Genomic DNA, 14,473 nt, shown 5'->3' on the forward strand with positions numbered 1-14,473 from the left:
CAGGCTCCACCTCTCTAAGTTAGTATATTCCTTCCTCACCCATACGGCGGGCTAACGTATTCGCGATAACTAGAAGGATACATCCGATGACTGATTTAAATAGCCCCGCTGCCGTACTCAATCCGAATTGCATGGTTCCTAGTCCAACACGGAATACGTAAGTATCAATAATATCACCGACCTCATATACGGTTGGGTTGTACATCACGAGCACTTGCTCAAAGCCAGCGTCAAGCAAATGACCTATTCGCAGTAGAAGTAGAATAATGATCGTCGATCGTATGCTTGGAAGTGAAATGTGCCATATTTGTCTGAGTCTCCCTGCACCATCCACCGTGGCTGCCTGAAACAATTCATCATTGATGCCTAGCAACGCCGCAAGGTAAATGATCGCTCCCCATCCTGCTTCTTTCCACACATCGGAGTATACGAGAATCCAGCGGAACAAGCCCTCACTCGATAGGAAGAAGATTGGTTCACCGCCAAGCGCTTGAATCGCTTTGTTCACAATACCGCTGCTCGGTGACAGCACGTCAACAGCTATCCCCCCAATGACGACCCACGAAATGAAATGCGGCAGGTACGTAAAGGTCTGTACCCAGCGCTTGAATTTATCTAGGCGAAGCTCATTAAGCAGAAGCGCCAGTAGGATAGGTGCTGGGAACCCGATACCTAGCTTCATAAAGCTAATTATCAGCGTGTTACGTACTACCTGTGGAAACTCGTCGAACATAAACAATTCGCGAAAATACTGAAGACCGACCCACTTACTTGCAAATACCCCTTGAATAATGTTGTAGTCTTTAAAAGCAATCAAGACTCCGTACATCGGTCCATATTTGAACACTAGCAAAAAGACTAGCGCTGGCAGAACCATCAAATAGAGATCCCAATATTTTAGTAATGGATGTCGATTTGCTCGTTTGCTGATTACTACATGGGATGATTCTGTAGGGACGTAAGCTTTCATTTCTTGGTTCTCTCCTCTCAAGGTTGCTAGATTAAACTTCTGTGCCCTCATTATATCTGTTGTCGGTTTGAAAGCGTATTCCATTCTTTCAACTTTCATTGCAACTTTTTTTACTTTTTGAATAAAAAAAAAGCCAATCCAAGGATTGGACTTTATTTATTAACCTCACTCGGTTTAACACCCCAGAATTTCTGGAAGCTTTTGGAGAAATAGTTCATGTGCCGATACCCCACCTGTTCCGAGGCGTCAGATACCTTGACTCCTTTACTCAACAACTCTTTAGCTCTCTCCATCCGCAGCCGCAGCACATAATCAGAGAACGATTCTCCAATCGTCTCTTTAAAAATACGGCTTAAGTATGAATAATTAACAAACAAACTTTCCGCTGCAAAATGTAAGCTCAGTTCTTCCTTATGCAAATGCTCCTGTATAAAACTGATGACTTCGTGTGATGTTCGTTGTGTACTGGACTGCCTTCTCTGTATTATAGCCAAACTAATTCTACCCGCCATTCGATTCAACCAGCTTTCGATCTGTTCCCGAGTCAGTAAACAAGTGAATGCTTCAAAGTCTTCGTAATCGTTCTTCAACGTACCTCTAAGTGTCCAACCCTGTGCATGTACGATCCTTGCAAGTAAACACACAATCCGAAACAAGACCTCGCGAGCCTCCGATACCGGTTTACCGCTTGCAAATCCCACCTCGATGATACGGCGAACGATCTCTTCTCTTCGCTCCTCCTGACTACCAGCCTCGATAACTGCCTCAAATTCACGTTCGAGTTCCTGTAGAATAGCCCAAGAATCCTCCGCAGGTGCATCGTCTCGATATGGAATTGCCACACCGTTTCCTAGTATCAACCTCTCTTGCAACGCTTGACGACACTGCTTGTATGCACGAGGTAACATGGATGGATCGACGACTGAAGTACCAATACCCGCACTAGCCGTCAGCTTCAACGTATTCTTAACTGTCTCAAGAAGCCCCAGGACCTGCCCATTCACTTGTCCTTGCAAGACCTCGTCCCCCACTTCCGTTGATGCGAAAAATATCGCAACGGTCAGACTATCGTCATCTTGCAATACAACACAACTTTCATTTTCTAGCAAATCCCGAGCGATCGTGAACAACGAAAACTGCACAAGCGGTCTATCCTTCACATCAAATCGGTCATTACTTTCAGGAATTGGATCAATATCAAGAATGATGGGTAACGCTTTACGGTTTTCCAAACGAATTGCAAGATCATTTCCTCTACGTTCGATCTCCCAGGCGGAGTAACGGCCGTTTAGCCAATTCTTATAAAATAAGTCCTTCAAGTGAGGTAAATGTTCGTTCCATCGCGTTTGCAGAAGGGTCATATTATGCTTCTCACTTAGCTCTTTCTCCCGCTGTTCTTTCGCTTCCAACACAGCTTCCACAATTTGTTCATTTTCAGCTGGCTTGATTAAATATTTAAATACGCCGTGTTCAATGCTTTCCCTGGCATAGTCGAAATCATCATGTCCGGTAAGAATTAGGAGTTTGATATGCGGGTACTGCATTTTGACCATCTTTGCTAGTTCCAGCCCATTCATCTCAGGCATCCGTATATCCGTCAGTACAATATCGATATGATCATTCTGAAGTACGGACATAGCCTCCTTACCTGTACCTACTGCCGACGTCAGCTCAATTTGAACCTCGTTCCAATCGATGCCTTCCGCTAATCTTTCCCGAACATATAACTCATCTTCCACAATTAACAATTTCATCCTTCTTCACCCTTCCTCAGAGGAATTCTTAACGTTACTTGGGTACCTTCATTTTCTACGCTCTCTACAGTCAAATCTGCTTGTTCTCCGTAATACAGCTTGAGCCGAGACTTTACATTTTTGAGTCCAAAATAGATGTCCGTTGGGCTGCTCGGTGAAATCCGATACGAATGACTAGTGATCATACCTAGTTCATCACACAAATGGTTCAGCTTCTCGCTTGGTATCCCTATACCTGTGTCCGCAACTTCAATCTGCAAGAACCCTTCTGTTAAGGTTGAGTTAATCCGTAGTTCTCCTCCACGCGAGCTTCGTTCCAGGCCATGAATGATCGCGTTCTCCACAACAGGCTGCAGCAACAACTTTAAGATTTGAACCGGCTTAGCATCTTCCTCAAGGGTAATCTGTATTGTAAAATGATCCGTGCGAATCTGCTGAACTCGAATGTAGTACATCAGGTGCTGAATCGTTTCCTCCAGTGTAAATGTCTCTCGACCTTTGCCGAGACTAACTCGGAAGAATCGTGCGAGATTGATGACCATCTCACTGATCTCTTGAATTTTATTCTTAATGGCTACGGAGTAAATGGAATCTAACGTATTATACAAAAAATGTGGGTTAATCTGCGATTGCAGCAGACTGAATTCTGACTTAGCAAGTCGCAACTCCTTTTCATAATCTTCTTCTATCAACATCCGCTGTGCATCTGCCATTCGATTAAACCCATTCATAACGGCGCCGAACTTGTCCTTTCGGTGATGCACAATATGTGTGGTTAGGTTACCACCACTAAATTGTTTGAACGCCGCAAGCAGCTTCTGCAAAGGTTTAGATATCTCCACGTGGACGAGCCACGCAATCCACACCGCCATAATAATGCTTACGACAATGATCAAATAGGTAAATTGTTGCAATCTATGCGTTAATCGAAATAGTTCAGAACGAGGCTGTTCAAGCTGGATCGACCAGTAATTACTAGCCTCACTGATCGACATCATCTCATCTTCGTTACCTTTCCCACGAACAGAGGCAGGATTTGTTTCCAGTACGAAACTATCATTATAGAGCAATTTAATGTTCATATTATCGGACGTCTGCAGATGTTGAATGATTTTGCGAAAAGAAGCTTTGTCTACCGCTAGCACAAGCACGTTCGGCTCCTTAATGCTGCTCTGCACATCGAGAAGTCTTGAGTAATAAATAATATCACTATTCAAATATTTGGATTGTCCGATACCCGTGTTGGTTGGTATGTGAACAACAAGTCCCCCATTTGAGTTCACCGTTTGTTTGAACCAAAACTCCTGTTTTACCTCTGGCCATCTCACGCCGCCAGTCATCGTGGAAACACCATTTCCGCTTTCTCCATGAATGATAAATGCTTCTTTTATGGCACCGTTTACATTGGTAATTGCGGAAAGTTGTTGCTGTACCGAATGGAGTCCATACAAATGATCCGGATTGAGTGGGTTATCTATATCGTTCCAAATATCCACGATAGACGAGTTCAATCCGATCATCAATGTTTGTTGGTCCATATTTTTGGTAAGCTGATCGACATATTCAAGGGTTGTTAGCAGCGCGCCTCGCGTGCGATCACCGATCTGTTCATCCATAATGGATTGGGAATAGTTATTGGCGAATACACTGACGCTTACGAGTGGTAACAAAATGAGCAGAAAAGTAAGTGTTAGCTTGAATTGTATCGAATGTAGCTGATTACGCAGCCTCATCGCAGACCTCCTCTCTGGACTTCCCGTTGCACCGCTGAAGGCGGATAGCCAAGTAATTTTTTAAATACACGGTTGAAATGAGCTTGATCACTATAGCCCAAATAATCCGCAATCTCCCCTATCGTCATTCTTGTATTCAGTATCAGATCACGTGCCGAATGTACCCGAATTTGATGTAAAAAAGTGATAGGCGTCATCCCCGTTACTTCCTTAAAAGTTTGCGTGACATAATTGGGAGCACGGTCTACAAGTCGAGAAAGATCTTCAATTCGAATCCGTTCACGGTAATGGAGGGAAATATAGTCCTGAACCTCGCGCATTAATCTCTGCTTGGCAAAGGCGAATCGCTCGACGGATGTTTCCTGTAAGAAATAACCAAGCAATTCAGTGGCGATTCCGGTACAGATGATGTCTGTATGCTCTCTCTGACTAGACCACTGTTGCGCTAATGCACTAAAGCGCTGTTTGACATAGTCAAACCGCTGCACCTTCACTTTATGGTACGGTTTCAGGTTGGTAAGCGCTTTCGAACCAGAGCCACTGTTCAAATGAAAATGTGACGAATATTTCACATGAGGGCCATCAGGTCCATTCGTACCTGAGCGCATGACACCTTGACGAATATACAGGAAATCCCCCTTCTCGAGAAAGAGAGGCTCACCTTCCACCTTATAATTCACTCCGCCATGAGTAACAAGAATCAGCATATCTGTCAGAGTCTCCTCTTCAACCTTTTGCCAATCTTGTTGCATATCGTCAATAAACACAGATATAAGCTGCATCATCCTAAGTTGCCCCTTTCCATCTATACCTTAGAATTATACAAAAAACAGTTGTTTCCGCAATAGTTTTTTCTCAGCTATGAACTTAAGATAGAAATATCAAAGCTTAAGGGGGCTGAACAGTATGACCAGATATCCGGTCGCATCTATAGAAGAAATTCCTTCGGGCGCATTTAAAATCGTACAAATCGAACAACGCTCCATTGGGGTTTATAACGTCAAGGGTGACTATTATGCCGTGAATAATTATTGCCCGCATCAAGGAGCGGAGTTGTGCAAAGGGCTGGTCTGTGGTACGACACTCGAATCGCAAGTGTACGAATTCATATATGGACGTGATCAAGAAATATTACGTTGCCCTTGGCACGGGTGGGAGTTCGATCTCAAGACGGGTAAATCACTGTTCAGTGAAAAAGTGCGTACACGCGTCTATCCCGTCGTGGTAGAAGATGGTCAAATTAGTATCGAAATCGGCAAATAAGGAGGAAGATTAGAATGAATGCAAATAAAGAGGTATTGCCTGTCATCGACTGTGATGTTCATAATCAATTCCGCAGCAGAAACGACTTAATTCCTTATCTGGATGAACCATGGAGGAGTCATGCTGAGAGGTTCGGTATCCCAGGAGGAGGGCTTCCTTATGCATCACCGATCGGAAACAAGCGTAAAGATGCGAATCCGCCAAGCGGTTTGCCGGTCGGGTCTGATCCGCATTATATGCTCGAGCATTTGGTCAAGCCATTCAACATGGACTATGCGCTGCTTTGCTCCGATTCGATTATCGGCTTGTCTGGCTTTGCTGACAGTGATCATGTTGCAGCAGTGTGCCGTGCTTACAACGATTACCTGATTGCTGAGTGGTTATCTGTCAGCCCGCAGTTTAAGGGATACATGTGCATCGGCACACAAGATCCTGCGGAAGCTGCGCGTGAAATTGATCGAATCGGTCCGCATAGTGACATCGTCGCAGTTTGTGTATCCGGTGGTTCCAATATGCCATACGGCCATCGTTTCTTCCATCCAATCTATGAAGCTTGTGAGCGCAATGGGTTACCGCTTGTCATTCATCCAGGTTCTGAAGGCTCGGGTATATTTAACGCACCAACCGCAGTTGGTTATATGTCGAACTATTTGCAATGGCATACGTGTTTGCCGCAAACGTTCATGGCTCATCTTGTCAGCTTTGTATGCGAAGGTGTATTTGAGAAGTATCCGGGCTTTAAGGTGGTGTTTTGCGAAGGTGGCGTAACATGGCTGCCCCCGTTGCTTTGGAGACTGGACAAAAACTTCAAGGCTCTACGTGCATCAACACCATGGTTAAAGCGGATGCCGAGTGAATATGTACGCGACCATTGTTTCCTAACTACACAGCCGATTGAGGAGCCTGACGACTTCAAACATCTTGAATCTATGTTTAATATGTTTGACGCTGAGAACATGCTTCTGTTCTCCAGCGACTATCCGCATTGGGATTTTGATGACCCGACGAAGATTCTACAACGACTTCCCATCGAAAAGAAACGGAAAATTTTCAGTGAAAATGCGCGGCAACTGTTTAATTTGAAATGAGTAAAACTCCCCTTCCCTTTCTTATAAGGGTTGGGGAGTTTTTCAATTGCTACCTTGTTTCCCTTACATGTCGGTTACACTCGGACTCCATCCTACTTCTTGCGACCATAAATGAGCTTTCTGTATAATGTCCCAAACAATTGGGCCTTTTCCCTCAACATATTGGTCGCGCTCATGCTGATATAGTGCGAACAATCGGTGTTTTTCTAACGCGTATCTCATACAGTCTTCCGGGTGAACTCTTAAAAAATCTCTAAAAAGTAATGTCAACTGCTCTGAAAAACTACCTGCTTGCCTAACATGGATGTGAGTTCTTCGAGTCCCTGCTATTTCCCGGAAATATCTTTTCGATTTGTCTAGATTATCTTCCCTATAAACAAAACCCGCATTTTCAATCTTATCCTTATAGCTCCTTATATCATCAAGGTGTAGCACGGAGATTTGGATATCTATAATTGGCTTTGCATCCAAACCGATGACAGATGTTGATCCCACATGATCAATCCTAATCGCATAAGCCCCAAGGGATTGTTTCAATTTGGAAGCTAAATCCATGAATATATCCTTCCATTCTGGTTCATATGCAGCTATTCGCCATTGATTTCCCACTAATCTCATCTCCCATTTTTATTCGTTATACACGTTACTAGTAAATTCATGTGGATTCTTATCTCGCAATCAATTACAGTCAATATAAGCAATCATTTGCCCAAATTATGCAATGAAAACGGTTTCGCCATACCTCATGATTAAAAGAAGATCTATATCGAGGCGTATCGAAGGAGTTCTTGCCCAATGACGAGTCCTAAGAAACTTAGTTTGTTCACCATCACATGGCCAATATTTATTGAATCGTCTCTTTTAGTGTTTATGCGAACCTCTGATACGTTCATCGTCAGTCATGTGTCGGATGAAGCTGTTGCAGCAGTAGGTGTCAGCAATCAACTCATTATTTTTTTATTTTTACTGCTTCAAGTGATTTCAACGGGTACAGCCATTGTCATTTCTCAATATTTAGGGGCAAATAAAATCAAGGATGTCAAGAAGTTTGCGGCTGGAGCACTCTCACTAAATTGCATATTCGGTTTCTTGATAAGCTTGTGTATCGTTTGCTTTAGCAAACAGCTGCTTCTGCCGTTCGGATTAGAACCGGAGACTCTGGAGCAAGCGCGCCTATTCCTCTCGATCGTTGGTAGTTGCTTATTTATCCAAGCTATTAATCTAACGATTGCGGCCATAACGCAGGTGCATGGTTATACAAGGTATACGATGGCGGTAAGTCTAGGAATCAATCTCGTAAATTTGACCGGTAGTATTTTATTTATTTTCGGCCCCTTCGGCTTTCCAAAACTCGGGGTTCCCGGTGTCGCAATATCGGCCGTATTCAGCCAATTACTCGGATTGGTTATCTATAGTACCATTTTAACAAAAATCGTTCGTTTGAACTTCTCTTTCAGCGACTTTTACAAAGCAAGATTCGCAGATCTAAAGAAAATATTAACAATCGGTGTCCCCACCGCTGGGAGTCAGCTCATCTACTCCATAAGTCAACTGATCACGACCTATTTTATCACGCAACTTGGCGCTGAAATGCTTTCCACGAGGATTTATACACAAAATATTATGACATTTATCATGGTACTGGCCATTTCCTTGGGACGCGGGACTCAAATTATTATTGGTCGACTTGTCGGAGCAGGTGAAAAAGAAGAAGCTTACAAGCAGTTGTTTCGCAGTTTGCTGCTTAGCTTATGCCTTTCCATTGCCGCGGTTACATTGAGTGTTTTGTTCAGAAAACAGTTGATCGGCATGTTTACAGACAATACCGCTATCATTGCATTAGGAGCTTTATTACTAACGTATGGCTTCCTTCTAGAGCCTGTACGCTGTTTAAACATAGTGATTGGCGAAGCACTTCGAGCTGCCGGTGACGCACGATTTATTCTCCTTGTTGGCTCATGTGTCATAATGGGGCTCTGTGTGCCTCTTACCTATTGGATCGGTGTACATATGGGATACGGATTAGTCGGCATGTGGATCGTGTTCATCCTTGACGAAGCAGTAAGAGGACTTCTTTTATTACTCCGTTGGAGAAGTAGAGCATGGGAGAAAAAAGTGTTAGTAAGCAGAGAGGAAATGTCCTAAAGCGCATACCAAAGGGGATATTTCAATTGGCGGATTGGCTCTCACCGGCATTGGGTGTAGGATTGTGGCTGGTTTGAGACTAGTTTGAGGTTGATTTGTTGTTGGTATGTGGCTTGCTAACGCATGGTGAGTGCCTATTCGTGTTTAGATGTATAAACTACATCTAATTTACTCGAATCTGGCCTATTTTCTTGATTAGATGGAATAAGTACAGCTAATTTATATAAAATTTGAAGAAATGAGCAAATCGAAGGAATTTAACTACAGAAAATACAGTTAACCTTTTGGATTCGAGAAATCCGCTTTAATTTGATGGAGAAAATACAGTTAAATTACGGAAATAGAAAAATCAGATTCATTACTGCATACCTAGGTTATCACCTTAAGAAGAGGCAGTTCAAAAAGTCTAAATTGACTCTTTGGACAGCCTCTTTTCACGTTATCATATCAAATAGACTTTCATCATAAATATTTCTTAAACCCTTTACTCACTGAACCGCTGTACCCTTCTCTTTCAAAAAATTGATGCGCTCTCTGGCGTGTAGCGTTACTTAAAAGCATGATTTTATGCGTATGAATCGATTTGCAGTAATCCTCAACATAGTGAAGCAGCTTTTGTCCAATAAGTCGGTTTCTATGATTTTCATGTACAATAACATTTTCCACCACACCATAGGGTCTCATGCCATGCATAGCCTGCAAACAGATATTCAATGTAACCGAGCCTAGAAGTACACCATTCTCTTCGTATACGAGTAAAAAATTGTTTGGATCTTTTTTTATCGTTTCAATTTGTTCTTCAAGTACATTCATTTTCTTACTGTTTGGTACTAACATTCTATATAACTCGCATAATTGATCTCGATCTGACCGCTCTGCTTCTCGAATCATAAGATTTCAGCTCCTTGATGTACCCCTGCATGTTCAGCTACTTTTTGTTTCCCGAACCGGCCCCTATGACATAATCAACATTTCTTAGCTAATTCAATAACAGAAACAATAAAAGGTGCTTTCAATTGGGTATAAGTCCCTCGATCTTCTGCATATTCCGCAGCTAGTTGTTTCTTAAGTATCGTATATTCTACCACTTTATCCGGATGACTTCTTAAGAAATTCCGGAACAAAAGGTTATTTCTCCATTCATCACTCGTTATTTCATACACATGAAGATGATGTGTGCCCTTACGCCGTTCTCCTTTACGGAAAAAGCGACGATTGGGAAACTCCATTTTAGGTACATAGGTATAACCAAGAATTCGCAAAGGCTCAATAAATGAATCTGCCTCATTAAGATCGTTCACTGCAACGGCAATATCCAAGATAGGTTTAGAGGCTAATCCCTCTACCGAGGTACTTCCTATATGTTCAATGCTAACTACTTGATCTGGCAACATATGTAGGATGTCCGCCTTCTCTTTCTCAAACGATTGAAACCACTTTGGATTAAACTCTTCCATACATACTTCAACTGGCAAGCATATCCCTCCATAGAAGCTCAGTAATAATTTCCCATAAACAAATTCCACATGTTCCACTAAAAAACCTTTATAGGTTTCTGCATGCTAATCAACACGCATCATTACACTTCGCAAACCCAAAAAAAGTCATTTCGCCTTTCTCGTTCCGAGTTAACAGGTAAGGTTTGGTCTGATCAGAATGTCTGCGCGCAAAGCTATCTTCACCTACCGGATAAATCTCGATATGAAGATTGCCAGTGAATCTAGTAAAGTATAATTTGCCCTTTATACGTTTTATTTCAATTTTATCTTTTAAATAAACGCCGCAGTAAGCTTGGAGCGCATTATGATCTAGTGGATATTCTTCAAGTTTCTTCGGAACATCTACATCAACATGATGGAGAATCGGAAATCGCTATCCCTAATTTGTATTGATCGATAGCAGTATTATTAGAAAGAATGAGGATACAAAGATCTTCATCAAAATAATTTTGCATATACGTACCCACGCCAAGATGATCTCCACCATGAGCGTATTTGTTTGTGCCATATACAAAATGATGTTCTAACCCATAGCAATAGTTGTTTTGGTTCTCTTCAAAAAACCTTGCATACGTTTGGGGTGACAGTATTTTTCGATCCCGCAGACAGATGTACCATTTGTACAAATTATCACAGTTTGAAACGATGGCACCTGCTCCAACGCTAAATTTCTCATTATGATAGGGACTCTTTATGTAGGTATCAAAATCTTTTTCGTAATTTGAAGATTTGTTCTTGATAAGTTTACATCCATCATCTACATCGCTGTTATTCATCTGTAGAGGCAAAAATATATAGTTTCGAATAAAATCTTCGTACTTCTCTCCAGAAACATGTTCAATCATCCATGCAAGTAAATTATAGTTTGAGTTATTGTAATGAAATGTTGTACCAGGTGGATGTACAAGGTTATCGCTAAAATACTTCAGAAAATAATCGCGTTGCGAGTAATCCTTTCTGTTATATTCCGCATAGAAATCACTTTCAAAACGGTAAAAATTAGCTAATCCAGAGGTATGTGATAGCAAATGATGCACAGTAATGGACTCGTCAATCTTCATTTCGGCAGGTAGGTACAAATGAGCAGCTTGTTCGATGTCCAACCATTTCTTTTCATGAAGAAGTAAAATAGCAAAAGCAGTAAACTGTTTGGATATGGAAGCAAGAGAGAAACACGAGTTCATTTGATTCTGAATTCCAAATTCAATACTTGCATATCCGTATGCGTTTTCAAACAATACTTCGCCTTTTTGGATAACTTGAATAATGCCGTAAAAGTCCCATAATGCCAGATACTTGTCAATATACGCAGCTAATTTCAGGCCATTTGCTTGCATAGGATGCACTCCTCATAGACAATCTCCTTGTTCCCCTTACAGCCCTATTTCTTTGCGATCAACATGAAACGCTTCATGTTGGTTTTAATTCCCTTTTCTGTCTGATTGGATTCAATAAATTGTTGTAGAATTTCGAAATCACGATCCATTTCACCAAAGTTAGGGATTACAGGCGTATTTTTCAAAAAGAAAACCAAATCCTCGTATGTTTGGAAATACTGCGTTGCATCACATTCAAATTGCTGAATATCCGTGAAGCCCGCTTCAACGAGTTCTGTCATGTATTTTTCTCTTAAAATACCATCCTCAATTCCAACATTCTGTCCTCTACCGAAAGCTTGTTTAAGATTTAATTTATCATTCTCGCTTACCTGTTGTGTTAGGAATATACCATCGTGCGTTAACACTTTGAATACTTCAGCTGCATAAAATTCACTATGCCGACAGGACACTACATTAAAAAAGTACTTCGGGAAGTCAATCTGTTTCGCATCCATCTGCAGGAATCGGATATTGGTTTTATCAGCTTTTTGTAAGTTTTCAATTGCGGATTGTATCATCCCATTTGAACGATCAATGCCAATTACAAGTAAGGCAGCATCGGCAATCGAAAGTAAAGCTTCCCCACCGCCCGTACCTATATCGAGCAATAGGCTAGAACTCTGGCATCTTTTTGTAACTTCCGCAAGAAAATCCCATTGCTCGCCTTCTGTTGTTGTTTTCATTTTACTAAAGTCCCATCCATTCGATAGTCCAACTCTGTCGTAAAAATTCTTGTATTCCGATCTGTTCATCCGAAGTCCTCCATATCTAATGATTACAAAACCGATAGCCGCTATTCACTTCAAGAAATTTGGAAGATATTACAATTGTAAATGCAGTTAGCATGAGATTCAAACCTTATATGCAAAATGGGGATAAAAAAAGCCCTTGTATCAAGGGCTTTTGTAATAGGTCTGGTCATTTATCCGAACTTGTTGACGATACTTCCCTGGATTTAACCCAAAACGTTTAAAAAATTGCTGTGTTAGATAAGGGGCGTCGCCTAAACCGCATTGCTCCGCAATTTCTGTTAACGTATGTTCACTAGTTTCCAGCATTCTTCTTACCTTCTTCATACGAAGCTCGCGAAGCATCTGCATTGGTTTCATATGAAACTTCTCTGCAAAAACTTTATCCAAATAATTGGGATTCAGATGAATGAGCTCCGCTAAAGCTGATCTTGTTATCTTCTCGCTCAGGGCTGTGTGTAAATAGGTAATAACTTTGTCCAGACGATCATCGTTCTTGTTCGGCCGAAAGCTTCTGCGGACACTACCTTCACGATGCCAATTTTGGAGTAACAGATGAATGAGCTGCAGGCCTAATCCTGATAGCTCGAGTTCCTGGAATGGTGAGTCCTTCCTCTCCCAGGCAAGCAACATGCGATCGAAGATTGCTGAGAATGCGCTCGGATCCAGTAAAGTAACGATTTCATTAATCGGAAATAATCGAAATAAATCAACATGAAAGCTATTATAGGCCTCCATATGGAGCCATTGATGGAAACCGGGCACTGTCGCCCGTTCGGAGAATGGAATGCCTGGGGCATGAATCATCACTTGTCCTGAACGAGCTATCCGACTGATCCCACCATGAGACATCTCGACATAACCATCTTTTATGAAGCTGATAGCCCAATTAGAAAATGTTCGATTTTGCAAATCGATCGCATCATAAGCGGCATTCTCGATCCGATAGAGTCGAACCTGCCAAGTATCATCCATTACAGTTCCGTCGCCCATACTCAAACCTCACCTAGTTCTCATCTATCGTATACTCATCTCACTCTTATCAAACTTCCTCTTTTGTGAGGAAATTTTCATAAACCACTTTGCTTTCACGAGCTACGATCGGTCCATTTTTGAAAATTATCCCCGTATCCGGATGCTTGGCACCATCAACAGAATACTGAATGACATACCCTTTCCGTGTGGCCTGACTACGGTTCGGCGTGCTGCGATGGAACAAAAGTGAGTGAAAAGCAACCATGCTTCCCTTCTTCAATTCCACTGGAATTCCTTCTTCATCTCCATAGTAGCATACCCGTCCGATATCGGTTTTTACATGCTCAACAAGTCCTTTATGATGTGTACCAGGCTGCACCCAGATGCATCCATTCTCTATGGTCGCATCTTCCAATGCCAGCCAACAGGTCATATAGTGTACCGGATCTGTCGGCACATATCCGTTATCTTGATGCCATGGGAAATCCCGATTTGCTTCTGGACGTTTATACACCGATTGATCCCAATATAAGCGGATATTAGGCCCAAGAATGGTAGTAGCTAGATTAACGAATCGCTCATCAGCGATAAATTGCTGCAGCTCGGGATGCCTAAAGTTCAAACCAGCTGTGAAGCTTATCTGATTCGGGATACTCCAGTTTTTTTGCCCGGCTTCCTTTAAGCGTCGTTCTGTTTCATCATCAAATTCATCGATAATTTCTCTAATACGATCCATTTCACTAGCGTTGAATAATTGTTCAAAAATGATATAACCTTCATCTTCGTATTGCTTAAGTTGATTGGTGTTTAACATAGCATTCCCTCCCTGAGATTAAGTTTAAACGGCTTAGATCTATCATCAGGGATTTGACACGTGAACTCAATTTACAAGTTAAAGGTTTTCATTGTGTTTTTTCC

14 protein-coding genes are annotated in these 14,473 nt (G+C 41.9%); 3 read left to right on the top strand and 11 right to left on the bottom strand.

The genetic code is table 11. The features are described 5' to 3' along the window. Positions 1-19 precede the first annotated feature (19 nt). From AC58QM_RS21075 to AC58QM_RS21090, 4 genes are all read right to left on the bottom strand, one after another. Positions 20-970 carry an ABC transporter permease gene (locus AC58QM_RS21075; protein ID WP_497286818.1) on the bottom strand — a complete coding sequence of 317 codons (951 nt, stop codon included), beginning with the start codon at positions 968-970 and terminating at the stop codon, positions 20-22. A gap of 152 nt (positions 971-1,122) precedes the next feature. Then, positions 1,123-2,724: a response regulator gene (locus AC58QM_RS21080; protein ID WP_497286819.1), complete on the bottom strand. Its 1,602-nt coding sequence runs from the start codon at positions 2,722-2,724 to the stop codon at positions 1,123-1,125. Further along, positions 2,721-4,457 (bottom strand): sensor histidine kinase, encoded by a 1,737-nt coding sequence (locus AC58QM_RS21085; protein WP_497286820.1) that lies wholly within the window; start codon positions 4,455-4,457, stop codon positions 2,721-2,723. Before AC58QM_RS21085 ends, AC58QM_RS21080 begins: the two co-directional genes overlap by 4 nt. Next, complete coding sequence (locus AC58QM_RS21090) at positions 4,454-5,242, bottom strand: helix-turn-helix domain-containing protein (RefSeq protein ID WP_497286821.1); 789 nt, start codon at positions 5,240-5,242, stop codon at positions 4,454-4,456. The genes AC58QM_RS21085 and AC58QM_RS21090 overlap by 4 nt, the downstream gene beginning before the upstream one ends. Positions 5,243-5,363: 121 nt before the next feature. On the opposite strand from AC58QM_RS21090, the gene AC58QM_RS21095 reads away from it, so the two are divergent. After that, on the top strand, positions 5,364-5,720 hold the full coding sequence (locus tag AC58QM_RS21095; protein WP_497286823.1) for a Rieske (2Fe-2S) protein: 357 nt from the start codon (positions 5,364-5,366) through the stop codon (positions 5,718-5,720). Positions 5,721-5,734: 14 nt separating this feature from the next. Beyond that, positions 5,735-6,808, top strand: coding sequence for an amidohydrolase family protein (locus AC58QM_RS21100; RefSeq protein ID WP_497286824.1), 1,074 nt, complete (start codon positions 5,735-5,737; stop codon positions 6,806-6,808). Positions 6,809-6,871: 63 nt separating this feature from the next. Here AC58QM_RS21100 and AC58QM_RS21105 read toward each other — a convergent pair whose 3' ends face one another. Beyond that, on the bottom strand, positions 6,872-7,417 hold the full coding sequence (locus AC58QM_RS21105) for a GrpB family protein (protein ID WP_497286825.1): 546 nt from the start codon (positions 7,415-7,417) through the stop codon (positions 6,872-6,874). A gap of 186 nt (positions 7,418-7,603) precedes the next feature. On the opposite strand from AC58QM_RS21105, the gene AC58QM_RS21110 reads away from it, so the two are divergent. Beyond that, complete coding sequence (locus AC58QM_RS21110) at positions 7,604-8,953, top strand: MATE family efflux transporter (RefSeq protein WP_497286826.1); 1,350 nt, start codon at positions 7,604-7,606, stop codon at positions 8,951-8,953. 462 nt (positions 8,954-9,415) lie between these two features. On the opposite strand, the gene AC58QM_RS21115 is transcribed toward AC58QM_RS21110, so the two are convergent. The 6 genes from AC58QM_RS21115 to AC58QM_RS21140 all read right to left on the bottom strand — a co-directional run bounded on the left by AC58QM_RS21115 (position 9,416) and on the right by AC58QM_RS21140 (position 14,369). Next, complete coding sequence (locus AC58QM_RS21115; RefSeq protein WP_497286827.1) at positions 9,416-9,844, bottom strand: GNAT family N-acetyltransferase; 429 nt, start codon at positions 9,842-9,844, stop codon at positions 9,416-9,418. A 74-nt stretch (positions 9,845-9,918) separates the two neighbouring features. Beyond that, complete coding sequence (locus AC58QM_RS21120) at positions 9,919-10,428, bottom strand: GrpB family protein (RefSeq protein ID WP_497286828.1); 510 nt, start codon at positions 10,426-10,428, stop codon at positions 9,919-9,921. Between the two features lie 371 nt (positions 10,429-10,799). Continuing rightward, positions 10,800-11,789 (bottom strand): serine hydrolase domain-containing protein, encoded by a 990-nt coding sequence (locus tag AC58QM_RS21125; RefSeq protein WP_497286829.1) that lies wholly within the window; start codon positions 11,787-11,789, stop codon positions 10,800-10,802. A gap of 44 nt (positions 11,790-11,833) precedes the next feature. Further along, positions 11,834-12,583 carry a class I SAM-dependent methyltransferase gene (locus AC58QM_RS21130; RefSeq protein ID WP_497286830.1) on the bottom strand — a complete coding sequence of 250 codons (750 nt, stop codon included), beginning with the start codon at positions 12,581-12,583 and terminating at the stop codon, positions 11,834-11,836. A gap of 141 nt (positions 12,584-12,724) precedes the next feature. Next, positions 12,725-13,573 carry a helix-turn-helix domain-containing protein gene (locus AC58QM_RS21135; RefSeq protein ID WP_497286831.1) on the bottom strand — a complete coding sequence of 283 codons (849 nt, stop codon included), beginning with the start codon at positions 13,571-13,573 and terminating at the stop codon, positions 12,725-12,727. Positions 13,574-13,622: 49 nt separating this feature from the next. Then, positions 13,623-14,369 (bottom strand): phytanoyl-CoA dioxygenase family protein, encoded by a 747-nt coding sequence (locus tag AC58QM_RS21140; RefSeq protein WP_497286832.1) that lies wholly within the window; start codon positions 14,367-14,369, stop codon positions 13,623-13,625. Positions 14,370-14,473 lie beyond the last annotated feature (104 nt).

The organism is Paenibacillus sp. J22P165, from assembly GCF_059692015.1.